The organism is Mycobacterium sp. 1245801.1, from assembly GCF_001673055.1.
GTDB lineage: Bacteria > Actinomycetota > Actinomycetes > Mycobacteriales > Mycobacteriaceae > Mycobacterium > Mycobacterium europaeum_A.
The window spans coordinates 21,770-44,619 of the sequence record NZ_LZKY01000402.1 but is presented as its reverse complement, the minus strand read 5'-3'; the positions used below and the strand labels follow the sequence as shown (position 1 = coordinate 44,619).

Sequence of the window (22,850 nt, the reverse complement as noted above, 5' to 3'; positions counted from 1 at the left end):
GTAACCGGAGCCGCGAGCCAACCGACGGTCGACGAGCCGGGTGCGGGCCGCTACAGGCGCTCGGCGATGACGAAGTCGGAGAAGGCGTCCCGGTCTTCGTCGATTTCGGAACTCTGCACCCCACGACCCAGGCGGTGCATCTCGTCGATCGAGTTCTGCGCCGTGGCGCGCCAGCCGTGCTCGTTGAGCCAGTCGGCGAGGTTCGCACGGTGCTCGTCGCGGTACATCAGCTCGCCGACGTCGACGGTCTCCTCGAGGCCGAGCTGGTCGGCCACCTTTTTGAACCGTTCGCGCATCTGCTGGCGCCGCTCCTCGGCGTGCATGGGTGCGGTCTCGGCGGAGACGCGGCTGCCCGCCGGGCTGAGCTCGCCGATCTGCGTGAACAGCTTGTCCTGGGCTTCCGCGGGTAGGTACATCAGCAATCCCTCCGCCAGCCAGGCGGTGGGCCGGGCGGGGTCGAAGCCGGCCGCGCGCAGCGCGGTCGGCCAGTCCTCGCGCAGGTCGATCGCCACCTCGCGGCGGTCGGCGGACGGGGTGGCACCGCTTTCGGCCAGCGTCGTGGTCTTGTAGTCCAGCACCTGGGGCTGGTCGATCTCGTAGACGGTGGTGCCGGCCGGCCAGTCGAGGCGGTACGCCCGCGAATCCAGACCCGACGCGAGGATCACCACCTGCCGGATCCCGGCGGCGACGGCGTCCGCGAAGTACTCGTCGAAGAAGTGGGTCCGCACCGCCTGGTAGCCGCGCATGTGCTGGATCCGGGCGGCGGATTCTTCGTCGATGGCTTCGATCTTGGCCACGACCTCCGGGTCGAGCATGGCCTCCCAGAGCACCTCGGCGCCGGCGTTGTTGACCAGCAGCCGGGCGTAGGGGTCGCGGATCAGCGCGTCGGGCTGCTCGGTCTCGATGGCCCGCGCCGCGGCGACCATCACCGCGGTGGTGCCGACGCTGCTCTTGATGTCCCAGGTGTCGTCGTGCGTGCGCAGTGAACTCATGGCGTTGCTCCTTGGATCGATCCTCGGTCAGGCGGTGGGCGTGCCGAGACGCGCCCGCAACAGGGTGCTGCGGACCGCCTCGTCGGTCAGGTCGTCGGGCACTGGACGCCCCAGCCGGGCCATCTCGTCGCGGTTACTCACGCTGTGCACCTGCCAGCCGTGCTCGGCCAGCCACGCCGCGGCGTCCGAACGGTCCGGCTCGTGGTACGTCAGCGCCTGGACGTTGACGTCCAGGCCGAGCCGCTCCCGCATCCGCAGCCAGCGCTGCGAGTTGCTGCGCGAGTTCATGCCGAACATCTCGATCGCGACCTGGCTGCCGGGTGCGCTCAGCGCGGTGAACATCTCGAACAGCCGGTCCTGGGCGTCGCTGGGCAGGTACGGGAGCAGGCCTTCGGCCAGCCACGCGGTGGGCCGCGTGCGGTCGAACCCGGCGGCGGTCAGGGCCGCGGGCCAGTCGTCGCGCAGGTCCACCGCGACGGGGTGCCGGATGGCGGTGGGCACGGCGCCGTGCTGCTGCAGGATGCCTGCCTTGTATTCGAGCACCTGGGGCTGGTCGATCTCGTAGACCGTGGTGCCGGTCGGCCAGTCCAGCCGGTAAGCCCGGGAGTCGAGGCCGGCGGCCAAGATCACCACCTGGCGGATGCCTGCGTCGACGGCCCCGGCGAAGTACTCGTCGAAGAAGTGGGTGCGCACGGCTTGGTAGTCGATGCCGCACCGATGCGCGCGCTGGCCGTGCTGATCGCCGTCGAGCCAGCCGAGCTCGGGGTCGGCCAACCGGGCCCACGCCGGTCCGGCCGACGACACCAGCAGGCGCGCGAACTCGTCGCGGATCAGCGGATCGGGTCCGGCGGTCTCGGCCGCGCGCGACGCGGCGACGCCCAGCGCGGTGGCGCCGACGAGTTCGGTGATGGTCCAGCTGTCGCCGGCAGACCGTACGGAAGGCGGTGGCGAGGCATCCAGGTCAGTCATATCCCGACCATGGTACCGGGATAAGTTAGTTAGCCTATACGCTTTGTGCGCAACTTCACTGCGTCGAACGGGCTAGGCCTCCGGCCGCCAGAGCGCGCCTTCCAGGAGCTGGCGCAGCATCCCTGTGACAGCCAGCATTTCCTTGTAGCTCTTGATGTAACCCGCGTACAGGCCCACCCCCGAGATCACCACGAGCAGTGATTCGACCAACGCGGACGCATCGATGTCGGCGACGACCTCGCCGCGCTCGATCGCCTCGTTCACTTCGCGCATCAGAAATTCTCGCGCCACCCGCACGGAATCATTTTCGGTTGCGCTCCACTCCGGATGCCGCTGCGATTCGAGTACGCCGCCGATAATGAACGCCGAACCGGCGGGATTTTCCGAATTCGCTTTAACAGCCGCGGAGATGAACGCCGTCAGCCGTGCTACCAGCCCCGTCTCGCCTTCGGCCTGTTTAATTCCTGCTCCGATGATGAATTCATTTGTCTCGTCCATAACTTCGCGATAAAGCGCTCGTTTGCTCGAGAAATAATGGTTAATCGCCGGTCGGGTAAGGTCGGCGCGCGCCGCAATGGCCTGGAACGTCGCGCCGTCGTAGCCGCGCTCGCTGAAGACCAGACGGGCGGCTTGGATGATCCGCTGCCGCGTCTCGTCGGCTTTCGCGGCGGGCGGACGCCCGGGCCTGCGATTCCCCCGGGGATGCATTGCTAAAGTGTGCCACCCCCGCGGTGCGGCATTAGCGCATTTGGCGGAATGGTGCCAAACTTTCCAGCTCGGTAGTCCTCTAGCGCCTCGATCAATTCCGCCCGAGTGTTCATCACGAAAGGGCCGTAGTGGAATACCGGTTCGCGAATCGGCCGCCCGCCCAGAAGCAGCACATCAATGGCGCCCCGGACCGGCAGGCCGCTCGAATCCGGTGCCCGCTGGGCGCCGACCGTGATCCGATCGCCGGCTGACAGGACCGCTAACTGCCCCTGGCGGATCGGGTGCGCGACCGGACCGACGTACCCGCTGCCGGACAGCACGTAGGCCAGCGCGTTGAAATCGCGCCGCCACGGGATGTTGAGCCGGGCCCCGTTCTCGATGGTCGCGTGGGCGAGGGTGATCGGGGTGTGAGTGATGCCCGGACCCCGGTGGCCGTCGATCTCGCCGGCGATGATGCGGACCAACGCCCCGCCGTCGTCGGAGGCGAGCAGGGCAGCGTCGCCACCCTCGATGGCCTGATAGCGCGGGGGCGCGAACTTGTCCTTTTTCGGCAGGTTGACCCACAACTGGATGCCGTGGAAGAGCCCGCCGCTGTCGACCAGTTCGGCCGGCGGGGTCTCGATGTGCAGGATGCCGGACCCGGCCGTCATCCACTGCGTGGCGCCGTCGGCGATCAGGCCGCCGCCACCGTGCGAGTCCTGGTGCGCGAACTTCCCGTCGAGCATGTAGGTCACGGTTTCGAAGCCGCGGTGCGGATGCCAATCGGTGCCCCTGGGCTCGCCCGGTTGGTAGTCGACCTCACCCATCTGGTCCATGTGCACGAACGGGTCGAGCGCGGCGGTGCTGACGCCCGCGAAGGCGCGCACCACCGGAAAACCCTCGCCCTCGTAGCCGCGCGGGCAGGTGGTGATCGATCGGACGGCCCGCTCGGCATCCGCAGGGCCGGGGCCGCTCACTCGCGGCAGGGTCATGGTGTCAGCCGTGATTGCAGGCATCGGGCTCCTCGTTTAGTGGATGCCCCATATAACCGGACTGAGGTCCGCTTATTCCGGGGGCTCGTAACAGGCGGCCGATAGTTCCATAGGGCAATATTTGCTGACATAAATATTCGTCGCGGGTGCGGGTGACCTTCGAACATGGTTTCGACGCAACGATTGAAAGAACGCTGGGGAGGGTGACGGGCATGGGGCAGGACAAATCAGCCGGTCACCCGGCCCGCACGCGAAAGCCGGGGGCCGGGTTTCCGGGACAGCTCGCAAGCTGGCTGCGGGCGAATCAACTGGGCTTGTTTTGCGTGGCAATCGTGGTGGGGGTCGGCGCCGGGCTCGGCGCGGTCGCATTCCGCTACCTGGTCTTCGGCTTCACCTGGCTGGCGACCGGCCATGACGAGTTCGGCCAACAGGGGTGGGCGGCCAGCGACCACCTGCCCTGGTTGGGGATCGCGTTTTACGCGGTCATCCCCGTTATCGGCGGGTTGCTGTACGGGCCACTGATCAGCCGGTTCGCGCGCGAGGCGCGTGGCCACGGCGTCCCGGAAGTGATGATCGCCGTCGCAGAGAACGGCGGCCGCATCCGCCCGCAGGTGACGGTGGTGAAAGCGCTGGCCTCGGCGATATGCATCGGAACCGGCGGCTCGGTCGGTCGGGAGGGGCCGATCGTGCAGATCGGTGCGGCGCTGGCATCAAGCTTCGGTCAATGGGTGCGGATGCCGGAGAATCGGCTAAGGGTGCTGGTGGCGTGCGGCGCCGCCGGCGGCATCTCGGCAACGTTCAACGCCCCGATCACCGGGGTGTTCTTCGCCGTCGAACTGATCCTGCGTGAACTCTCGGTCGAGGCGATCTTCACCATCATGCTTTCGGCAATGGTCGCCGACGTGATCGCCCGCGTGTTCTTCGGCTCCGCCCCTTTCCTCACGAAGCTTCCCGAGGGCATCGAGCTCAATCACATTGCCAATTACTTGCTGATCGCCCTTCTTGCGGCGGTCGCCGGGGTGCTGGGCATCGTGTTCAAAAACGTCCTGTACAAGACGGAGGATCTGTGTGATCGGCTCTGGGGCGAGCGCCCGGACTGGGCGCGACCGGCGGTCGGTGGATTGGTGCTGGGCCTGCTGTTGCTCGCCGTGCCGCAGCTGTACGGGGTGGGCTACCCGGTCATGTACGCCGCCTTTGCCGGCCATTACGCTCTGTGGTTCCTGGTGGTCCTCGCCGGCGGCAAAATGCTGGCGTGCAGCTTGACCATCGGGATCGGCGGCTCCGGCGGCGTGTTCGCTCCGTCGTTGTTCGTGGGGGCTACTTCCGGCATGGCATTCGGGCTGATCGTCCAGCACGTCATCGGCACTGCGGTGGGACATCCCGCGCTGTATGCCATCGTCGGCATGGGCGCGGTATTCGCTTCCGCCGCCCGGGCCCCGCTCACCGCGCTGGCCAGCACGGTCGAGATGACCGGCGACTTCACCCTGACATTGCCGGTCATGCTGGCCGTCGCCGTGGGAACCACGGTGTCGCGCGGGCTTTCCTACGGCACCATCTACACCGCCAAGCTGCTACGCCGGGGCATCGACATCGATCGGCCCGCCCCCGCCCACGCTTTTGCGGGCCTCACGGTCGCTGAGGCCATGCATCCATTTGCCACTCCACTGGACCTGACCCATCCGACAAGCGACACCACCCACGACAGAACACAACTCCTCGGCCCCGTGACCCGGATCCGGGAACCGCAGGCGCTGTTTGCCAACGACAGCCTCGCGCAGGCCCTGCGCCAGCTGGTGCTCTATGGCCGCGATGGACTACCGGTGATCGATACCAACGCGCACCGCGTTCAGGGTTGGCTGACCAACCAGAACGTGCTGCGCGCCGTCAGTGCCTACGTCACAGGTGTCGAACCCAGCCCCACCGCCGCGAATCTCGGCGGTGACTCCGCGGACCCGAAAAGTCCCGAGAACGAACACGATCCGCGAAGTCAACTCGACGGATACTGCATCATCGAGCACACTCTGGCGGCGGATTCGGCCGCGGTCGGACGCACGCTCGACGACCTCGATTGGCCGGCGGGCCACCTCCCGGTATCCGTAGTGCACAACCGGCAGCTGGTCGACGCCCAACCCGCCGTGCAACTCACGGCCGGAGACCGCATCAATGTCCTAGTCCCCAAAAACGGTTCGCGGGACGCCGATTCCAAGCACCGTGACTAGCATAACCGTCAGGATTTGCCACGAGCGCTGCTTGCGGCGTCCTTCTCGGTGCTCTTGCCTTGGTGGGCCAACTCTCCGCCGGCGCTTTCCAGGTGCGCCCGGACGAACCATTGAAACTTCTCCAGCCGACCCGCCTGCCCGATCAGCAGGTCCTGGGTCACCTGGTCGAGTTCGTCTGTCTCGTCGATGTATTGGCGGATGTCCTCGATCACGCCGGTGTACACCAGATCCAGCGCGGCCAAGTGGGCCTGGACCGTGTCGCGGCCGACCGAATAGTCGTCCCACGAGCGGTCCTTGATGATGGCGCCGGGAGTACCCTGCGGCGAAGCACCAAGGGCCGCAATGCGTTCGGCGACATCGTCGGCGAACCCGCGGACCGCATCCACCTGCGGGTCGATCATCTCGTGCACGCCGATGAAGTTGGGGCCCACCACGTTCCAGTGAATGTGCTTGAGCGTCAGGTGCAGATCGTTGTAGGTGCTCAGTTGCTTTTGCAGCAGTTCGGTGAGCCGCGCCGCCTGCTTGTCGGTCAATCCCGGAATCGTGAACTGAGTCATCGCTTGTTTCCTAGCTTCCTTCCATGGGGTTCACACACGGTTACTGCCCCGTTGGGTACCCGATGGCGATAGTGAAAAACGCGACGGATCAAAGTGAGTGGATTTGCTGCACCGGCAGCCGCGGCCCGCGGCGCGGTTCGTACGCCAGTCCGCTGGCCTCGAGGAGCCGGACCACGCGCTGGCGGTGCGGGCGCATCGGCTCGAGCAGTTCGAGCATGCCGGCGTCGTCGACGGGCCGCCCCAGCAACGTCCAGCCGATCATCTTGGGGATGTGGTAGTCGCCCACCGACACGGCATCGGCGTCACCGAAGGCGCGTTGTGCCGTCTCGGCGGCGGTCCACTCCCCCACGCCCGGCAGCGACATGAGCGCCGCACGCGCCTGCCCGGCCGGCCCACCCGCCAGCCGCTCCACCGAGGAGGCCCGACGCGCGCAGGTCACCACCGCCTGCGCCCGTCTCGGGTCCACGTTGGCGCGATGAAACTCCCACGACGGGATGTATCGCCAGACCTCCGCGGCCGGCATGACGCGCATCCCGTCGGGCGCCGGCCCCGGCGCCGGCGAGCCGTACTTCGACACCAGCACCCGCCATGCGCGAAACGCATCGGCGCCGGGCACCCGCTGCTCGATGATGGCCGGGATCAGCGCCTCCAGCACCAGGCCGGTTCTTCCCAGGCGCAGGTGCGGCACCCGTTGCTGGGCGGCGGCAACCGTCGGATGGTGCGGCACGAAGTCCGAGTCGTCGTCCTCGAGACCGAGCAGGGCGGGCAGCATCTCGACGAACTCCTGCGCGCCGCCGCCCCACGCCACGGCGTGCGCGGCGTTGTGGGCGACGCGGCTGATCCGGGCCGTGACCGGACCGGTGGGTAGCAGGCTGGTACGCCAGATCGAGCCGTCACCGGGAGTCCGGAAGCACGGATCCCCCCGGCCGCGGCGAAGGGGCCCCAACGTGTGCCCGAAGCTGACGGCTCCGGGGAACACGACCGTGCGCGCGCTTTCCACCTGATGACTCCCCGACTGCCGTGATTGACCGTGAACTGCGTCCCACGTCAATATTGCGTTGTGATGACGCCGTTCGATGACCCGCAGGGCGAACTGGCCTGGATGTTCCTGCAGAGCACCAGCGACGGCGGCGATCTGGACGAGGGCTTCTCCCTGCTCAGCGACGACTTCACCTACTGGACGCTCTACACCCGCACGTCCTGTGACAAGGACGCGTTTCGGCGTGGGGTGGAGCGACGCAAACAGGAGCTCGAACTGACCATCGACCTGGTGCGCTGCGTCAACGAGGGGGAGACCGTGGTGGTGGAGGCGCAGGCCAGCGGCATCACGTCCGCCGGCGTCGAGTACGACAGCCCGTTCGTCTGCATCTTCGACACCCGTGACGGGCTGATCGTCTCGATGCGCCTCTACAGCGACACCCGCGCGGTGGCGACCGCGCTTCCCGGGTGGGTCCCCTACTGAGCTAGCACGCTGATGTCGGCCTTGTTGGGGTAGAACGCCACATGCCCGGCGATCGCCGCGACCGCCGGATACGGCTGCTCGTACGTCCAGATCACGTCGTCGACGGTGTCACCGGCCGAAGTGGTCACGCTGTAGTAGCTGGCGTCGCCCTTGAAGGGGCAGTACGTGCTGGTGTCCGTCCGGGTGAGCCGATCCTGTGCCACGTCGGCGATCGGAATGTATTGCACCGCAGGCAAAGTGGCTTCACGCAGTTCCAGCGCGGCGGTGGTGTCGGCGACGAGCTCGCCATTGACGCGCACCTGCACCCGTCCCTTGGTCGGCTCGATGGTGATCGGGTGCCCCGCGTTGGGTTCTTTGATTTCCGGGTGGGCCATGGTGGTTCCTCCTTCAGGCGCCTATCAGTCGTTCAACGCGCGTCCGTGGCCTAGCCTTCCCGTTCGGCCGGGCCAAATGCGTAGCGGTGGTATTGCGCCATGTTCGCAGCCGCCTGAACCTGCGCCATGAGCTTGCCCAGGACTCGGGTTGGGCGGGGCAACCGCGCGAAGGTGTCGGACTCGAACCATCGTTCCCAGGCCAGCAGCCGCACCCCCGGCACGGCGCTGACGATGTCGTCGGGCCCGTTGATCGCCCAGTGCAGCGTGGATCCCGACCGCCGCACCACCGTGTTGAGCCATTGCGACTTGATCCCGAGCCAGTTGAACGCGTCGAACTGCAACTCGCCGGAACCGAATCGGTCGACCACCCGGCGCAGCAGCGCGATGCCGTCCCGCTCGGTGAGGTACATGGTCAGCCCCTCCCCGATCATCAGGGTGGGACGGTCGGCGGGGATGTCTTCCAGCCATGCCGGGTCGGTGACCGAGGCGGCGATGACGCGGTAGTGATCGGGGCTCGGGTAGAGCTGGGTGCGCAGCGCGACAACCTCGGGGTAGTCGACGTCGTACCACTCGACGTCCGGACCCGGCTGCACGCGGAAGAACCGGCTGTCCAGCCCGCAGCCCAGGTGCAGCACGGCCGAACGCGGATGCGCGGCAAGGAATTTGCGCGTCCAGTCGTCGAAGTGCGCCGACCGGGTGGTCACCGACGGCGCTCGCCGCGCCGTGATGGTGGTCTTCTTCCAGTCGTAGTCGATGCGCTCGACGATCTCCTTGGCGTACCGATCGCCCAGGATCGGCTTGTCGAAGTCGGCGTCCAGCGCCTTCGCGTAGAACGTCGCCAGCATGGTCTGGGGCGCCCCGGTGAGATCGACGGGTACTCGCGCGGTTGGCATACCGCCCGAGGCTAGTCCCCCACGACGGGCCGCGGCGCATCCTGAACGGCGATCGGCGTGGCGTTCAGCCGGGAGTCGCGCTCTTACCCTTGGCATTTCGCATCGCCGCCCAGAAGCGGGCCGCCTCGCGAATGGATTCCTCGACCGGGCGAGGCTGCCAACCCAATTCGCGCACGGCCTTGCTGTGGTCGACGGGCGCTTCGGCACGCATCATGCGCACCGAGGCGAGGCTGAGTTCGGCGTCCTTGCCGGTGAGCCGGGCCCGCAGGTCGCCCAGCGCACCCAGGGCGTAGAGCATCGGAACGGAGATCGAGCGCCGCGGCGGCGGCACCCCGGCCTCGTCGGCCGCGATCCGGACCACCTCTTTCAACGCGATCATCCGCTCGGAGATCAGGTATCGCTCGCCGATGCGGCCGCGTTCGGCGGCCAGGATCATGGCCCGGGCCGCGTCGGTGACGCCCACGACCTCCAGCTGGATGCCCTCCATCGTGAAGGGCAGCTTGCCGAAGACCGCGCCGGCGATGAACGCACCGTGCGGGGTGCGACCCCAATCGCCGTCGCCGTATGTCGTCGACACGCACATCGCCACCGCGGGCAGGCCGGACTCGGCCACGTAACGCATCACCAGGTTCTCGGCCTGCACCCGGGACTTGACGTAGTCCGACAGCCCGCGACTGCCCACGACGTCGTCTTCGGTCGCCACGTGCCCGCGGCGCCGGCCGACGGTCGTGTAGGTGCTGGTGAAGACGAACCGGCGCAGGCCGGGTTGCGCGATTGCCACATCGAGGACGTTGCGCAGCCCCTCGACGTTGGTGCGAAACAGCGGAGAGGTGTCGCGCAGCCAGGCGCGGGTGTCGACGACGCAGTAGTAGACGTCATCCACGCCGTCCATCGCCTCGCGCAGCACGGCGGTGTCGAACACGTCGCCGTGAAACCGGGTGACGTCCAGGTCGTCGATGGAGCGCGTGTTGGCGTTCGGCCGCACCATGGCCCGGACTTCGAAACCGTCGGCGACGAGCTGGCGGGTCACGTGCGAACCCAGGAAGCCGTTGGCGCCGATGACGAGCTTGGGTCTGGTGGTCACTGGGCCCCTCCGTACTGATCCATGAAACGCGCGGCTTCCTCGTCGAGGGTGCCGAGCTCTTGGGCCTTGCGGCACCACTTCAACGTCGCCCGCACGAAGCGCAACGGGTTGTAGATGTCTTCCTGTTGACGCCACAGGCCGTCACCGGCGTAGGTGATGATCGAGATGTTCGTCGCGCTGATGACGGTGCCGTCGCCCGGATCGCGCATCGGGTTGTCGAGCTCCATGATGATGCGCCCGGTGGCCTCGTCCATCACCGACCACAGCGACGGGAAAGCGACCATGTGGCTGCCGGGAAAGCTGCCCATCGTCCTGCTGATCCACTCGCGGACCTCGTCGCGGCCGTGCATGGTGCCCGCCGCGTGTTCGATGTAGACCACATCGGGCGTGTAGTGCTGCACCCACGCGTCCCAGTCCTGCGACCGCGCCGCCGCATCGACGGTCGCTTCGAACTTCTCGAACGCGGCGGCCAGTTCGCTACGCGAGAACTTCGGCGTGTTCATGATTTCGCGGCACCATTGCAGCTCATCGGCGGAGTGTAGCCTGGCCTTGTTCCTGCCCGAGTGCTAGCCGGTTATGGAGGACGAAGCATGACCAACCAGAAAGCGATTCTCGCCGGCGGCTGCTTCTGGGGGATGCAGGAACTGATCCGCAAGCAGCCGGGCGTGGTTTCGACGCGGGTCGGTTACACCGGCGGTGACGTCCCCAATGCGACCTACCGCAATCACGGCACCCACGCCGAAGCCATCGAGATCATCTACGACCCGGCGGTCACCGACTACCGCACGATCCTGGAGTTCTTCTTCCAGATCCACGATCCGACAACGAAAGACCGGCAGGGCAACGACCGGGGCACCAGTTACCGGTCGGCCATCTTCTATCTGGACGAGGACCAGAAGCGGATCGCGCTGGACACCATCGCCGATGTCGAGGCATCGGGGCTATGGCCCGGCAAGGTGGTGACCGAGGTCAGCCCGGCCGGCGACTTCTGGGAAGCCGAACCCGAGCACCAGGACTACCTGCAGCACTACCCCAACGGGTACACCTGCCACTTCATCCGCCCGGGCTGGAAACTGCCGCGTCGCGCGGCCGCCGGCCAGTAGGCGGAGCCTAGCGCCGAGTTCAGCGGCGGCGCATCACGATTCGGCCGCCGTCCTTCGGGGTGAACGCGACCCCGCGGCCGTGCCAGCGCTCGCCGGGAGCGTCCGTCGTCTCAATGGTCAAGTTTCGCAACACCGTTCGTAGCACGACGTCCATTTCCATGTTCGCGAACGCCGCCCCAACGCACCGACGCGTCCCGCCGCCGAACGGGATCCACGACAGCGCCGACGGTTTCGTGTCGATGAACCGTTGCGGGTTGAACCGTCCGGGATCGGGGAACACATCGGGGTTGTCGTGTATCTGGGCGATGCCGACGATGATCGAATAGCCGCGCGGGATCACCCATTCGCCGAGCCGGTAGGCCTCGGGGTAGACATGGCGACCGGCGAAATCGATGACGGTCCTTGCTCGCTGGACCTCCAGGATCGTCGCCTGGCGCAGCTCGTTGCCGCCATCACTGGCCCCGTCGGCCTCCTCGACAAGCCTCGCCAGCAGCTCCGGGTGCCGGCTGATCCGCTCGAATGCCCAAGCCAGCGTTGAGGCGGTGGTCTCGTGCCCGGCGGCCAGCAGAGCCAGGAGCTCGTCACCGATCTCCTTGTGTGACATGGCCGCACCGTCGTCGTAGGTGCTGCGCAGCAGCAGCGCGAGCACGTCGGTCCGCTCGGCGAACTCCGGGTCGGCCCGCTCCGCGGCGATCAGCTTCTCGATGACGTCGTCGTATTGACGCCGCCACTTGTCCAGCCGGCCCCATAGGCCGAACCGGGAATAGCGCTTCGGCTTCGGTAGCGCCGCAAGGCGTGAACCCAGGGTGACCCACGGCGGGATGAGGCGGCGTAGCTCGTCGAGTTCGGCGCCCTCGGCGCCGAAGACCGCGCGCAGGATCGCGTTGAGCGTGATTCGCATCATCGGCGGCAGCGTCGGGAATGACCTGCCCTCCGGCCAGTCGGCCATCTCGCGCAGCGTCTCTTCTTCGATGATGGCCTCGTAATTCTTCATGCTCTTGCCGTGAAACGGCGGCGCCAGCAGCCGCCGCCGCCGCCGGTGGTCATCACCCTCGAGCCCGAATACCGAGCCGGAGCCGAACAGCCTGCTCAAATTGGGCTGGATGTTGCCGAGTTCGTCTGGGCTGGTGGTGAAGATCTGCTTAGCCAGCTGAGGGTCGCTGACCATGATGACACGCCCCCACATCGGCAGGCGCAGCGTGAAGACGTTGCCATAACGGCGTGACAGGCGTCGCATCATCATTCGTCGTGACGCGGCAAAGCCGATGCCCTGCAATAGCTTCGGGCTTCGGACGGCAGGTGGCAAATGGGCCGCGGCTGATGGGACGGTGGCTAGTTCACTCATGGCGTCATTGCTCCCCACATCTGCCGGGCCGGAGTTGGTACCGCGATGTACCACGGACCTTTTCCGAGTACGGTACTCTGCAGTACCAAAGCTGACAAGATGCGTTTCGAACCGAACGGGGGCGCTGGCCGTGACCTCAGCAATGACAGCAACGGCCGGCGACCCCGATCTCGGCGAGGTCGATCCGTTTCGAATCCGGTTGCTCGACGGCCTCGCCACCTCGATCAGCGAGCGCGGTTACCGCGCCAGCACGGTCGCCGACGTCGTCCGCTACGCACGGACCTCCAAGCGCACCTTCTACGACCACTTCGGCGGCAAGGAAGAGTGCTTTCTGGAGCTGCTGGCCGTCGACATCGAAAAGTTGGGCGCCAAGATCGCGGCATCGGTCGATCCCGACGCCGATTGGCACGTCCAGATCCGTCAGGCGGTCGAGGCCTATGTGGGATACATCGAGGCCCGCCCGGCCATCACGTTGAGCTGGATCCGCGAACTGCCCTCGCTGGGTGCGGCCGCTCGCCCGGTCCAGCGCCGCGGGCTGCAGTTGCTGACCAGCCTGCTGATCGACCTCAGCGCCAGTCCCGGATTTCGGCGCGCCAAGCTGCCTCCGTTGACGGCGCCGTTGGCCGTGATCCTGTTGGGCGGTCTGCGTGAGCTCACCGCGCTTGCGGTCGAAGACGGTCGGGCCGTCCGTGAGATCGTCGAACCGGCCGTGGATGCCTCCGTCGCGCTGTTGGGGCCCCGGCACTGACGGCGTAGAACCCATCGCGCGAGTGGTTTTCGGGGCCTAGGCTCATCGCCGGAATGGCTTGCGCGGAAACGGAGGACCTAGCGATGCGGCTTTCAACCCGAAATCAGCTCAAGGGGACCATCACCGAGGTCGATCTCGGCACGGTGATGGCGGTGGTCAAGGTGACTCTCGACGGCGGCGACCAGGTGATCACGTCGTCGGTCACCAAGGATGCCGCGACCGACCTCGGCCTTCAGGTCGGTCAGAAGGCAACGGTGTTCATCAAGTCGACCGAAGTCACCATCGGCGTCGACTGACTCAGAGTTTCATGAACCCGCGCAACCGATCCAGCACCAAATAGGGTCGTTGCGCGACGATCCAGTGACCGACTCCGTCGACCAGCTCCACCTCGAAATCGCTTATGTGGTCGGCGTATCCGTCCAGAAGCCGCGGAGTGATCACCGGATCATCGGTACCGCTCAGCCAGCGCACCGGTACGTCGACTCGGTGATCGTCGTACTCACCCCCCAGCCAGCTGCGCATCTCTGTGGTCTGGAAGCTGCGATACCACCGCGATCCGGCCTCCGCGTGCCCTGGCTCGCGCATGCACTCCGCGTATAACCGCACGCTGTCCTCGGGCAGCGGGAACCCGCCGCCGACCCACGAACCCAGGATCCGGGGAAACCGCCAGTGGGGATCGCTGAGCACCCGAGGTCCGATCACGGGCAGCAACATCGGGACCTGATACCAGAAGCGCCAGAGGTCGCGGACCGCCGCCAAATCGAACTTCGCCCAGGGCGCCACGGTGTTGAGTCCGAAAAAGCCCGTCACCTTCTCCGGATGGCGCAACATCATGATGAAAGCCGCGGGCCCGCCCCAATCGTGGGCGACCAGCTTCACTTTGGCGATGCCCAAGTCGTCCAGCACGCCCGCAAGGTCCTCGGCCATCTCCGCCTTCAGGTACCGCGAGCGCGGCGCCGAACTCCAGCCCGCACCCCGCAGGTCGGGACACACCACCCGGTAACCATCGGCGGCCAGCGGACCGATCAGCTCGTGCCATTCCCACCAGTTCTCCGGGAAGCCGTGCACCAGCATGACGGCCGGTCCGTCGGCCGGACCGGCATCCGCGACATGGATGGTGACGCCGCTTCCCAGCTCGACGTACCTGTGTTCGACGCCGTCCAGCGCGGGCATGGTGACCATGCATGAAAAGCTAGCGCACTGCGCCTATTTCAGGAACCGCTCGACGTAGGGCGCGAAGCGCTTCCGCAGGCTCTCCTCGTTCAGCCCGAACATCTCGTATGACGTCTCGACGTTGCCCAGCCGTCCGCGCCGGTGGCCCGTCAGGTAGTCGTCGACGGCCTTGCGCGCCTCGTCGGTGAACGGTTCGCCGGCCAGGGCATAGACCCGTTCGGCCACGCCGATTTCGTCGGCCATGAAGTCGTCGAAGCGGATGTCGATCGAGCGGTCCGGACCGATGGTGTCGCGATCGCGGATGAGTGCGGTGAGCATCTGATCGAGGCGGTCGATCCAGGAATTGGCGATCCGCTCCACCGGCACCGGCGAGCGGTGCATGCGGGCGGAGTAGGTGATCATCGCGATCATCGACAGTGCCACCGGGACGGGGTCGCGGTGGGTGAACACCACGACGCTGTCGGGAAAGACCCGATCCAGGACCGGCACCTGCTCGAGGTGTTGGGGCGATTTGAGCAGCCAGCGCCGACCACCGCGCAGGTACTGCATCGCCCGGAGTTGGGTGGCCAGGTATTGGTAGTGCGGTGTCTGGTCGTGCGCCTGGTAGTAGTCGCGCCAGCGGGGGACGTCGGCGAGCGTCTCCAGCAGCATCGTCGACACGTCGTTGGCCAGCAGCTGGATCTCTTCGTGGACGTGATCGGTGGTCATCTCGTGCATCAGCGCGAAATGCGGCATCACCATGTTGATCACCCCGACCGCGACGTCCATCCGGGTCCGACGCGGATCAGGTTGAACGTCAACCTCATTCGGCATCGGGAACGGTTCGTTGCTTTCCCAGTACGGCATGGTACGGAACGTCGGCGGCGCGGCCAGCAGATTGTGCAGGTGTGTGGTGCCGGTGCGGGGCAGCCCGGCGATGACCACCGGTGAACGCAGTTCGATCTCGTTGATCTCGGGATGGCGCCTCAGCAGGTCGGTCAACAGCAACCGATTCTTGAGGACTTGCAGGAGTTGCCCGTAGAAGTTCACCCTCCCCGCGTCGTGCAGTCCGTCGATCTCGCGCAGGGCGGCGAGGTAGACCTCGAGGCGTTCCCGGTAGTCGTCGGGCCCGAAGTCGTCCAGGCCGGTGTCGGCGCTGGCCCGCGCGTGCAGCGCGGCGGCATCCAACGGGCACTCGGGCGCCATCGAGGCCATCATGTCCAGGATCTGCTGGCCCTCGGCGCTGAAGCGGGGCGAGGCCAGGTCGTCAAGGCGAACGGTCACGGCGACTTATGTTACTCTGAGTTTCGTAATGGTTGTGGATTTTGGCAGACCCCGTGATCCCCGGATCGACGCCGCGGTGCTTCGGGCGACCGTCGAGCTGCTGGCCGAAACCGGCTACCCCGGCTTGCTGGTCTCCGCCATCGCCGAACGCGCCGGCACCAGCAAGCCCGCCATCTACCGCCGCTGGCCCAGTAAGGCGCACCTGGTGCACGAGGCGGTATTCCCGATCGGCGCCGGAACGGCCATCCCCGATACCGGGTCGACGGCCGAGGGCTTGCGCGAGATGGTCCGCCGCACAATGGCTTTCCTCACCACACCGGCCGCCAGGGCGGCCCTGCCCGGGCTGATCGGCGAGCTGGCCGCGGACCCGACGCTGCACTCGGCGTTGCTGGAGCGCTTCGCCGGGGTCATCGGCGGCGGGCTCGCCGACTGGCTGGCGGCCGCTGCGCTGCGCGGTGAGGTGCGCTCGGACGTGACCGCCGCCGAACTGGCCGAGACGATCGCCGGCGTCACGCTGGTCGCCCTGCTCACCCGCGTCACCGAACTCGACGAGGCGTGGGTCGATCGCACCACCAGGTTGCTCCTGAAAGGAATCAGCGCATGACGCACCAATCGACCGAGGCGTGGCAGGAATTGCTGAAAACGCTTGGCGAACTGGGCCACTCGTTCCTCGAAGGTGACCGTGCCGTCACCGACGACCGGCACGTCGCCGACGGCTACCGGATGCTGGCCGCCACCCTGGGCGTGGCCCTGGACACCTACCTGTTCCCCGAACCGGGTCGGCCCCAGTTCGTCGCGGTGAACACGCCTTTCCGCCGCGACCGCCGCTGGGGCGGGGACAACACCGATGCCTACTACTACATATGCCCGGTCGATCCCGCCCGTCGATACCGCATCAGCGGCAATAGGGGTGACAGCGTGTACTTTTCGGTGACGGCGTACAACGAGCCGACGCCCGGCGCCTGGTCGGACCGGGTGGTGGCGATCGTCCGCGACACCGATCTCGACATCGACGCCGACGGCGACTTCGCCTTCGACTTTCCCGCCACGCCCGACGCGGCCGTGCTGATGACCCGCGACTACCAGGCCGATCCCCTGGCCGGCCGCCCGGTGACGTGGCACATCGAGGCGCTCGACGAGCCCGACCCGATCCGGCACGGCGACGCCGAGACCGCGACGAACCTGCGCGCCGCCGCCACCTGGCTGCGCACCATGTTCGCCATCGTGCCGCTGGCCGTGGGAAATCGGGTGGCCGACCAACACGCGCTCGGGCACGAAACCGCCCACGCGGCTAATGAATTCGCCGATCCCTATCAGGTGCCGGACGCCAATTTCGGGTGGTCGGCGCGCGACGCCTGCTACTCGTACGGCAGTTTCGTGCTCGATGAGGACGAGGCGCTGGTGATCACGCACCGACCGCCGTCGTGCAGGTTCTGGAACCTGGTGGTGTGGAACCAGTTCATGGCGACGTTCGGCGCCCGGGACGCCCGGTGCTCCCTGAACGGCCGCAGCGCCGTGGCGAACAGTGACGGTTCGGTGACGGTCGTCTTGTCCGCGGGCCCGACCGCGCATCCCAATTCGCTTACCACGCTGGGCTATCCACGCGGGAATCTGGCTTTTCGCTGGTTCCTTGCCGACGGCGTGCCGCAACGGCCCGAGGTGAAGCTCGTCAAGGCGGTCGACGCGCCGACGGCCGTCACCTAGGCCGCCCCTGGAACTCGATTGCGCGGCCCAGCCAATGTGGATTTACGCGGCGATCGGCTCGGGCTCGGGCGACTTTTCGACGCCGGCCTTTGGCGCCCACGAGTCCGGGAAGGTCAGCCGGACGATCTTGCGGACGACGGTGCCGAACTGACGCAGCAGCGGACCGCGGTTATAGGGGATGCCGTAGCGCTCGCAGATCTCCTGCACCTCCGGCGCGATGTCGGCGTAGCGGCGGGCCGGCATGTCCGGGAACAGGTGGTGCTCGATCTGGTGCGAGAGGTTGCCGGACAGCAGGTGAAAGATCTTGCCGCCGGTCAGGTTTGCCGAGCCGAGGATCTGGCGGAAGTACCACATGCCGCGTGACTCGTCCTTGGTTTCCTCGACGGTGAATTCCTGTGTTCCGTCCGGGAAGTGGCCGCAGAAGATGATCATGTACGACCACACGTTGCGCATCAGGTTGGCGGTCAGGTTGCCGGTGAAGACGAACGGCGCAAAGGGACCGGCCAGCAGCGGGAAGGCGACGTAGTCCTTCAGGGTCTGCCGACGGGTCTTGCGCCAGATCTCCCGCAGCACCTCACGCTTGTCCTGGAGCCGGATCTCGCCGGAGCGGATGCGCTCGGTTTCCAGCTCGTGCAGCGCAACGCCGTACTGGAACAACACCATCAGCAGGAACGCGTAGATCGGGTTGCCGAGGAAGTACGGCTGCCAGCGCTGGTCTTCGCTCATCCGCAGGATTCCGTAGCCGATGTCGCGGTCCATCCCCACGATGTTGGTGTGGGTGTGATGCATGTAGTTGTGCGAGTGGCGCCATTGGTCGGCCGGGCACGCCGTGTCCCACTCGAAGGTGCGCCCGGAGATGGCCGGATCGCGCATCCAGTCGTACTGGCCGTGCATGATGTTGTGGCCGATCTCCATGTTGTCCAGGATCTTCGACAGGCCCAGCATCGCGGTGCCCGCCAGCCAAGCCGGGGGCAGGAACCCGGCGAACAACAGCGCCCGGCCACCGACCTCCAGCGCACGCTGGGCCTTGATGACGCGGCGGATGTAGTCGGCGTCCTGTTCGCCGAGTTCTGCCATCACACGTTCCTTGATGGCGTCGAGTTCCCGGCCGAATGCATCGGCCTGTTCGGGCGTCAGGGCAATCTTGGCGTTCGACATTGTTTGTCCTCCAGAAGTTTTCAGGGGCTGGAATGGTCGGTCGCTATAGCGACAGGTCCACGTCACCGACCGGAACGGACACGCAGATCTGCACGTCCTCGTCGGGAGCGGTCGAGACCGCACCGGTGACCAGGTTGCGCACGGTGCCGGCGGTTTTACGCCGCGTGCAGGTGTGGCAGATGCCCATTCGGCATCCGTTTTCGGGTGAGAGCCCGGCCGCTTCGGCCTGCTCCAACAGCGGGCGCCCGTCGTCGACGACGTCAACACCGCTGTCGGAGAACGTGACTCGACCGCCCGAGGGATTCGCCGGCACATCGAAGGCCGGCGGCACGAAGCTCTCGGTGTACACGTTGTCGCAGTGCGATCGGACCGCCTCGACCAAAGCGTCCGGGCCGCAGACGAATACCGCATCGGGTGACGGCATCGCGGTGGCCAGGTGCTCGGCACCGAAGCGTCCGGCGAGGTCGCCGCCCTCGGAGCGGGTGTAGCCGTGCAGCACCCGCACGCCGGGCATCGCCTTCAGCTCGTCGCGGTAGCAGGCCTCGGCCGGCGTGCGCGCGTAGTGAATGAATGCGATTTCGCCGTCGTGGCCCTGGGCGACGAGGGTCCGCAGCATCGACATCACCGGGGTGATTCCGCTTCCGCCCGAGACGAAGAGGATGCGCCGCGGGGTTTGCGGTCCCGGCAGCGTGAAGTCACCGCCGGTCCCGGCGAGACCGACCACCATCCCGCGGTGGGCGTGTTCGTAAAGATAGTTCGAGACCAGGCCGCCGTCGTGCCGACCGATCGTCAGCTCGAGGGTGGTACCGCCTTCGGCGTTGGCGGGCGAATAGCACCGGGTGTGGCGGCGGCCGTCGATCTCCACGGTCAGGTTGACGTACTGTCCGGCCTTGAGGGTGTGGGCGGCCAGGAAGGTGTCGTTGGGGGTCAGGGTCAGGGTGACGCTGCGGGGCGTGGCCCGGCGCACGTCGGTCACCTTGGCGCGGGCCTCGCCCAGCGTCCAGGTGGGCGCCACCAGTTCGGTGTAGCGGTCGACGCCGTGCGGGCCGGTCAGCAGGTCTAGCAGCTCTGAACCCAACACGCGCTGCCGAAGGGTCCGCGCGAGGACTCGGCCAGAAGCTTGAGCGGTTTGAGTGAACATATGTACACCGTGCGACCGCGGAGGCCATGCAGTCAAGGGTTTAATGCCTGGCTGTGGTAGGGTTCACACAGTGAACAGCCGTACTCCTAGCTCACGGGGACGGGGCGCGGGGCGCGAACGCACACGGGAAAGCCAGTCGCGCGAGGAGCGCAAGGAGGCGACGCGCCGGGCCATCATCGCCGCGGCACTCAAGCTCCTGCAGGACCGCAGCTTCTCCAGTTTGAGCCTGCGCGAGGTGACGCGGGAGGTCGGGATCGTTCCGGCGGCGTTCTACCGGCATTTCGAATCGATGGAGGCCCTGGGGCTGGTCCTGATCGACGAGTCGTTCCGGAGCCTGCGCGACACGCTGCGCGACGCGCGTGCCGGAAAGCTCGACCCGAACCGGGTGATCGAGTCGTCCGTCGAGATCCTGGTCGCCAGCGTCGCCGACAGGCGCGAACACTGGCGGCTCATCGGCCGCGAGCGCAACAGCGGCTTGTCGGTGCTGCGCTACGCCATCCGTACCGAGATCCGGCTGATCACGTCCGAGCTGGCCACCGACCTGGCGCGATTCCCGGGCCTGAACAAGTGGACCACCGAGGATCTCAACGTGCTGGCGACCCTGTTCGTCAACGCCATGATCGTCATCGCGGAGGCCATCGAGGATTCGCAGAGCGCCGAGGCAACCGAGGACATTCGCCGGCTCGCGGTCAAGCAGTTGCGGATGATCGCGACCGGCATCGCCGGCTGGCGCAGCACGCCCTGATCCGATCGGCTGCAGTAAACAGCCGAGCACTGACTTACTCGTCGACGACCTCGTAGAGCGAGTCGCCGTCCTCGGGGGTGCCGTCGATCTGGCCCCGGTGGGCGCGCCGGGGACCGTCGTCGACCGGCTCAATGGCATCGGGGACGTCGGGCTCCTCGGCCGCCAGTCGGGCGTCGAGGGATTCGCCCTCGCGTTCTTCTCTGGCGGTCATGCCGAACCGGTCGGCCTCGCTCCAGCCCTCAGGCGGGTCGACGACGATGTCGCCGTCGTCGTTGCGCAACTCGTCCGAGTCGGTGCCTTCGCTCGGGTTCAAGGTGTCACCCGGGCCACCCTCCTCGGGGAAGTCCGCGGGATCCACGTCGGCCTGGGGGTTATCGCTCATGCCCATCCGGTTGCCCGCGGCGTCGGGGGGTTAAACGCGGGCGGCAGGCCTCCGGCCGCGCTCCTACCGTGGCGGACGCCACATGGCCCACAGGCTCGGCCCGCCGTCCGGCAGCACGATCTCACGGGTGACGCTGAAGCCGAAACGCTCGTAGTACGGCACATTTTCGGGCTTGCTCGACTCGAGATAGGCCGGGCAGTACTCGGCGTCGCAGCGGTCCAACCGCGACCGCATCAACGCCTGACCAAATCCCTTGCCGCGAACCGCCGGATCGCTGCCGATCACCGCCAGGTACCAGTGCGGCTCCTCGGGATGCACGCTTTTCATCAATTCCTGTACGGCGCGTCCCCGCATCGAGCGCAGGCCGAACACCCGGATGAACGTCGGCGTCATCGCCAGCTGGCCCCGCGGCGTCTCTTGCCACTGATCCGGCGGATCCCACAGCGCCGCCGCAACGATGTCCGCCCCCGCACCGGCCACCTCCACGCCGCCGCGGGCCAGGTGATGATGGCGGGTCATCGTCGCGAACAACCGGGACAGCTGCGCGATCCGCTTGTCCTGATCGGGCATCAGCCAGATCATCACCGGGTCGTCGTAGAACGCGCGGGCCAGGGTGCGCGACAGCGTGCGGACGTCGGCTTTCACTGCCGGGCGGACCTGCGGGGTCATCTGCACCACGCTAGTGCGTGTGAGGCCCGGCGTGACGGGTATGCCGACCCGGTGACCGGCATCTCGCGGCGAGCGTTCGGGCGGATAGCGGCCGGCGCCGGCGTGCTCGGGCCCGCCGGGCTGGCGCAGGGATGCGCGAAACCGGCTGCCGAGCAGGGCAAGTCCAGCGGGCCGGCGCCCCCACCGGGCAAGGGCGTGGGCTTTGTCCTCTCGCACGAGCAGTTCCGCACCGACCAGCTGGTTGCGCAGGCTAAGGCGGCCGAACGCGCCGGCTTCCAACACGTATGGGCCAGCGACCACATTCAGCCGTGGCAGGACAACGAAGGCCACGCGATGTTCCCGTGGCTGACCCTAGCGCTCGTCGGCAACGCCACCAGCCACGTAACGTTCGGCACCGGGGTGACCTGCCCGACCTACCGCTACCACCCCGCCACGGTCGCCCAGGCGTTCGCGTCCCTGGCGATTCTTTATCCCGGCCGGGTGTTCCTGGGCGTCGGCACCGGCGAACGGCTCAATGAACAGGCCACCACCAACACCTACGGCAACTACGCCGAGCGTCACGACAGGCTGGCCGAAGCGGTACAGCTGATCCGCCAGCTGTGGAGTGGTTCGCGAATCTCGTTCGCCGGCCACTATTTTCAAACGAACTCGCTGAAACTCTACGATGTTCCGGCGACGCCCCCGCCGATCTTCGTCGCGGCCGCCGGCCCGAAAAGCGTGAGACTGGCCGGACAGTACGGGGATGGCTGGATCACCCAGGCGAGCGATGTCACGAATCCAAAGCTGTTGGCGGCCTTCGGTGCGGGCGCCCGGGCCGCCGGGCGTGACGTGGCGACGCTCGGAAAACGGGCCGAACTGTTCGCAGTCGTCGGTGACAACACCGTCGCGACCCGGGCCGCCACGCTGTGGCGCTTCACCGCCGGGGCCGTCGATCAACCCAACCCCGTCGAGATCCAGCGCGCGGCCGAGTCCAACCCCATCGACAAGGTGTTGGGCGGCTGGACGGTCGGCACCGACCCGGCTCCCCATATCAACGCCCTGCAGCGGATTCTCGACGCCGGTGCGATTCCGTTCCTGCATTTTCCGCAAGACGATCCCGTCGCCGCCATCGAGTTCTACGGCGCCAACGTCTTGCCGAAGTTGCACTGACGGACCCCGGCCGCCCCCCGTTTCGGCACCGCTACCCCGGG

At 67.1% G+C, this 22,850-nt stretch carries 25 protein-coding genes and 1 pseudogene; 9 read left to right on the top strand and 17 right to left on the bottom strand.

What is annotated here, in order from left to right:
- Window positions 1-50 precede the first annotated feature (50 nt).
- The 4 genes from A5622_RS25745 to A5622_RS25730 form a co-directional block, all read right to left on the bottom strand.
- Window positions 51-992, bottom strand: coding sequence for a class I SAM-dependent methyltransferase (locus tag A5622_RS25745; RefSeq protein ID WP_066868209.1), 942 nt, complete (start codon window positions 990-992; stop codon window positions 51-53).
- Between the two features lie 27 nt (window positions 993-1,019).
- The gene (locus A5622_RS25740; RefSeq protein ID WP_066882065.1) at window positions 1,020-1,961 is read right to left on the bottom strand and encodes a class I SAM-dependent methyltransferase; all 942 of its coding nucleotides are present in this window, start codon (window positions 1,959-1,961) and stop codon (window positions 1,020-1,022) included.
- 72 nt (window positions 1,962-2,033) lie between these two features.
- Window positions 2,034-2,669: a TetR/AcrR family transcriptional regulator gene (locus A5622_RS25735; RefSeq protein WP_066868207.1), complete on the bottom strand. Its 636-nt coding sequence runs from the start codon at window positions 2,667-2,669 to the stop codon at window positions 2,034-2,036.
- Window positions 2,670-2,671: 2 nt separating this feature from the next.
- Complete coding sequence (locus A5622_RS25730) at window positions 2,672-3,664, bottom strand: pirin family protein (RefSeq protein ID WP_066868205.1); 993 nt, start codon at window positions 3,662-3,664, stop codon at window positions 2,672-2,674.
- Window positions 3,665-3,963: 299 nt separating this feature from the next.
- Here A5622_RS25730 and A5622_RS25725 point away from each other — a divergent pair, with 299 nt between their 5' ends.
- The gene (locus tag A5622_RS25725) at window positions 3,964-5,859 is read left to right on the top strand and encodes a chloride channel protein (RefSeq protein ID WP_232003044.1); all 1,896 of its coding nucleotides are present in this window, start codon (window positions 3,964-3,966) and stop codon (window positions 5,857-5,859) included.
- An 8-nt stretch (window positions 5,860-5,867) separates the two neighbouring features.
- Here A5622_RS25725 and A5622_RS25720 read toward each other — a convergent pair whose 3' ends face one another.
- Window positions 5,868-6,416, bottom strand: a complete 549-nt coding sequence (locus tag A5622_RS25720; protein ID WP_066868196.1) for a Dps family protein — start codon at window positions 6,414-6,416, stop codon at window positions 5,868-5,870.
- Window positions 6,417-6,504: 88 nt separating this feature from the next.
- Window positions 6,505-7,416 (bottom strand): DNA-3-methyladenine glycosylase, encoded by a 912-nt coding sequence (locus A5622_RS25715; RefSeq protein ID WP_066882061.1) that lies wholly within the window; start codon window positions 7,414-7,416, stop codon window positions 6,505-6,507.
- Between the two features lie 60 nt (window positions 7,417-7,476).
- Between A5622_RS25715 and A5622_RS25710 the strand changes: the two genes are divergently transcribed.
- Window positions 7,477-7,878: a nuclear transport factor 2 family protein gene (locus tag A5622_RS25710; RefSeq protein WP_066882059.1), complete on the top strand. Its 402-nt coding sequence runs from the start codon at window positions 7,477-7,479 to the stop codon at window positions 7,876-7,878.
- Here the strand turns inward: A5622_RS25710 and A5622_RS25705 are convergent.
- From A5622_RS25705 to A5622_RS25690, 4 genes are all read right to left on the bottom strand, one after another.
- Complete coding sequence (locus A5622_RS25705) at window positions 7,872-8,252, bottom strand: DUF427 domain-containing protein (RefSeq protein WP_066882057.1); 381 nt, start codon at window positions 8,250-8,252, stop codon at window positions 7,872-7,874. The two genes, A5622_RS25710 and A5622_RS25705, sit on opposite strands and share 7 nt — an antisense overlap.
- A gap of 50 nt (window positions 8,253-8,302) precedes the next feature.
- Window positions 8,303-9,145, bottom strand: a complete 843-nt coding sequence (locus A5622_RS25700; protein ID WP_066882055.1) for a class I SAM-dependent methyltransferase — start codon at window positions 9,143-9,145, stop codon at window positions 8,303-8,305.
- A 64-nt stretch (window positions 9,146-9,209) separates the two neighbouring features.
- Entirely contained in the window at window positions 9,210-10,229 is a 1,020-nt protein-coding gene (locus A5622_RS25695) for an NAD-dependent epimerase/dehydratase family protein (protein WP_066882053.1), read from the bottom strand.
- Window positions 10,226-10,732: a nuclear transport factor 2 family protein gene (locus A5622_RS25690; RefSeq protein ID WP_066882051.1), complete on the bottom strand. Its 507-nt coding sequence runs from the start codon at window positions 10,730-10,732 to the stop codon at window positions 10,226-10,228. Before A5622_RS25690 ends, A5622_RS25695 begins: the two co-directional genes overlap by 4 nt.
- Before the next feature lie 87 nt (window positions 10,733-10,819).
- Here A5622_RS25690 and msrA point away from each other — a divergent pair.
- Window positions 10,820-11,360: pseudogene (gene msrA, locus A5622_RS25685) on the top strand (peptide-methionine (S)-S-oxide reductase MsrA); the annotation flags it as partial.
- Here msrA and A5622_RS25680 read toward each other — a convergent pair.
- The gene (locus tag A5622_RS25680; RefSeq protein WP_066882048.1) at window positions 11,352-12,677 is read right to left on the bottom strand and encodes a cytochrome P450; all 1,326 of its coding nucleotides are present in this window, start codon (window positions 12,675-12,677) and stop codon (window positions 11,352-11,354) included. The pseudogene msrA and the gene A5622_RS25680 sit on opposite strands and share 9 nt — an antisense overlap.
- A gap of 142 nt (window positions 12,678-12,819) precedes the next feature.
- Here A5622_RS25680 and A5622_RS25675 point away from each other — a divergent pair, with 142 nt between their 5' ends.
- Window positions 12,820-13,425, top strand: coding sequence for a TetR/AcrR family transcriptional regulator (locus tag A5622_RS25675; RefSeq protein ID WP_066868178.1), 606 nt, complete (start codon window positions 12,820-12,822; stop codon window positions 13,423-13,425).
- A gap of 83 nt (window positions 13,426-13,508) precedes the next feature.
- A complete protein-coding gene (locus tag A5622_RS25670; RefSeq protein ID WP_066882046.1) occupies window positions 13,509-13,721 on the top strand; it encodes a molybdopterin-binding protein in 213 nt (70 codons plus the stop codon).
- Window position 13,722: 1 nt separating this feature from the next.
- Here the strand turns inward: A5622_RS25670 and A5622_RS25665 are convergent, their stop codons facing one another.
- Both A5622_RS25665 and A5622_RS25660 read right to left on the bottom strand, forming a co-directional pair.
- Window positions 13,723-14,607, bottom strand: coding sequence for an alpha/beta fold hydrolase (locus A5622_RS25665; RefSeq protein ID WP_066882044.1), 885 nt, complete (start codon window positions 14,605-14,607; stop codon window positions 13,723-13,725).
- A 24-nt stretch (window positions 14,608-14,631) separates the two neighbouring features.
- Window positions 14,632-15,861 (bottom strand): sulfotransferase, encoded by a 1,230-nt coding sequence (locus A5622_RS25660; RefSeq protein ID WP_066882042.1) that lies wholly within the window; start codon window positions 15,859-15,861, stop codon window positions 14,632-14,634.
- 28 nt (window positions 15,862-15,889) lie between these two features.
- On the opposite strand from A5622_RS25660, the gene A5622_RS25655 reads away from it, so the two are divergent.
- Both A5622_RS25655 and A5622_RS25650 read left to right on the top strand, forming a co-directional pair.
- On the top strand, window positions 15,890-16,465 hold the full coding sequence (locus tag A5622_RS25655; protein ID WP_066882040.1) for a TetR/AcrR family transcriptional regulator: 576 nt from the start codon (window positions 15,890-15,892) through the stop codon (window positions 16,463-16,465).
- Entirely contained in the window at window positions 16,462-17,565 is a 1,104-nt protein-coding gene (locus tag A5622_RS25650; RefSeq protein WP_066882038.1) for a DUF1214 domain-containing protein, read from the top strand. Before A5622_RS25655 ends, A5622_RS25650 begins: the two co-directional genes overlap by 4 nt.
- 42 nt (window positions 17,566-17,607) lie before the next feature.
- On the opposite strand, the gene A5622_RS25645 is transcribed toward A5622_RS25650, so the two are convergent.
- Both A5622_RS25645 and A5622_RS25640 read right to left on the bottom strand, forming a co-directional pair.
- Window positions 17,608-18,723: an acyl-CoA desaturase gene (locus A5622_RS25645; protein ID WP_066882036.1), complete on the bottom strand. Its 1,116-nt coding sequence runs from the start codon at window positions 18,721-18,723 to the stop codon at window positions 17,608-17,610.
- A 43-nt stretch (window positions 18,724-18,766) separates the two neighbouring features.
- The gene (locus A5622_RS25640; protein ID WP_066882034.1) at window positions 18,767-19,864 is read right to left on the bottom strand and encodes a ferredoxin reductase; all 1,098 of its coding nucleotides are present in this window, start codon (window positions 19,862-19,864) and stop codon (window positions 18,767-18,769) included.
- A 43-nt stretch (window positions 19,865-19,907) separates the two neighbouring features.
- Here A5622_RS25640 and A5622_RS25635 point away from each other — a divergent pair, with 43 nt between their 5' ends.
- Window positions 19,908-20,609, top strand: a complete 702-nt coding sequence (locus A5622_RS25635; RefSeq protein WP_197499698.1) for a TetR family transcriptional regulator — start codon at window positions 19,908-19,910, stop codon at window positions 20,607-20,609.
- Between the two features lie 34 nt (window positions 20,610-20,643).
- Here the strand turns inward: A5622_RS25635 and A5622_RS25630 are convergent, their stop codons facing one another.
- Both A5622_RS25630 and A5622_RS25625 read right to left on the bottom strand, forming a co-directional pair.
- On the bottom strand, window positions 20,644-20,991 hold the full coding sequence (locus tag A5622_RS25630) for a hypothetical protein (protein ID WP_066868241.1): 348 nt from the start codon (window positions 20,989-20,991) through the stop codon (window positions 20,644-20,646).
- Window positions 20,992-21,054: 63 nt separating this feature from the next.
- Window positions 21,055-21,660 (bottom strand): GNAT family N-acetyltransferase, encoded by a 606-nt coding sequence (locus A5622_RS25625; RefSeq protein ID WP_066868239.1) that lies wholly within the window; start codon window positions 21,658-21,660, stop codon window positions 21,055-21,057.
- A 51-nt stretch (window positions 21,661-21,711) separates the two neighbouring features.
- Here A5622_RS25625 and A5622_RS25620 point away from each other — a divergent pair, with 51 nt between their 5' ends.
- Window positions 21,712-22,809 carry a F420-dependent hydroxymycolic acid dehydrogenase gene (locus A5622_RS25620; protein WP_066882030.1) on the top strand — a complete coding sequence of 366 codons (1,098 nt, stop codon included), beginning with the start codon at window positions 21,712-21,714 and terminating at the stop codon, window positions 22,807-22,809.
- Window positions 22,810-22,850: the final 41 nt, after the last annotated feature.

Coding starts and splice junctions, on each gene's coding strand:
- A5622_RS25650 (WP_066882038.1), top strand. CDS start 16,462: ATGACGCACCAATCGACCGAGGCGTGGCAGGAATTGCTGAAAACGCTT.
- A5622_RS25735 (WP_066868207.1), bottom strand. CDS start 2,669: ATGCATCCCCGGGGGAATCGCAGGCCCGGGCGTCCGCCCGCCGCGAAA.
- A5622_RS25700 (WP_066882055.1), bottom strand. CDS start 9,145: ATGCCAACCGCGCGAGTACCCGTCGATCTCACCGGGGCGCCCCAGACC.
- A5622_RS25655 (WP_066882040.1), top strand. CDS start 15,890: ATGGTTGTGGATTTTGGCAGACCCCGTGATCCCCGGATCGACGCCGCG.
- A5622_RS25625 (WP_066868239.1), bottom strand. CDS start 21,660: ATGACCCCGCAGGTCCGCCCGGCAGTGAAAGCCGACGTCCGCACGCTG.
- A5622_RS25665 (WP_066882044.1), bottom strand. CDS start 14,607: ATGGTCACCATGCCCGCGCTGGACGGCGTCGAACACAGGTACGTCGAG.
- A5622_RS25690 (WP_066882051.1), bottom strand. CDS start 10,732: ATGAACACGCCGAAGTTCTCGCGTAGCGAACTGGCCGCCGCGTTCGAG.
- A5622_RS25670 (WP_066882046.1), top strand. CDS start 13,509: ATGCGGCTTTCAACCCGAAATCAGCTCAAGGGGACCATCACCGAGGTC.
- A5622_RS25720 (WP_066868196.1), bottom strand. CDS start 6,416: ATGACTCAGTTCACGATTCCGGGATTGACCGACAAGCAGGCGGCGCGG.
- A5622_RS25640 (WP_066882034.1), bottom strand. CDS start 19,864: ATGTTCACTCAAACCGCTCAAGCTTCTGGCCGAGTCCTCGCGCGGACC.
- A5622_RS25645 (WP_066882036.1), bottom strand. CDS start 18,723: ATGTCGAACGCCAAGATTGCCCTGACGCCCGAACAGGCCGATGCATTC.
- A5622_RS25705 (WP_066882057.1), bottom strand. CDS start 8,252: ATGGCCCACCCGGAAATCAAAGAACCCAACGCGGGGCACCCGATCACC.
- A5622_RS25730 (WP_066868205.1), bottom strand. CDS start 3,664: ATGCCTGCAATCACGGCTGACACCATGACCCTGCCGCGAGTGAGCGGC.
- A5622_RS25740 (WP_066882065.1), bottom strand. CDS start 1,961: ATGACTGACCTGGATGCCTCGCCACCGCCTTCCGTACGGTCTGCCGGC.
- A5622_RS25680 (WP_066882048.1), bottom strand. CDS start 12,677: ATGAGTGAACTAGCCACCGTCCCATCAGCCGCGGCCCATTTGCCACCT.
- A5622_RS25745 (WP_066868209.1), bottom strand. CDS start 992: ATGAGTTCACTGCGCACGCACGACGACACCTGGGACATCAAGAGCAGC.
- A5622_RS25675 (WP_066868178.1), top strand. CDS start 12,820: ATGACAGCAACGGCCGGCGACCCCGATCTCGGCGAGGTCGATCCGTTT.
- A5622_RS25635 (WP_197499698.1), top strand. CDS start 19,908: ATGCCTGGCTGTGGTAGGGTTCACACAGTGAACAGCCGTACTCCTAGC.
- A5622_RS25630 (WP_066868241.1), bottom strand. CDS start 20,991: ATGAGCGATAACCCCCAGGCCGACGTGGATCCCGCGGACTTCCCCGAG.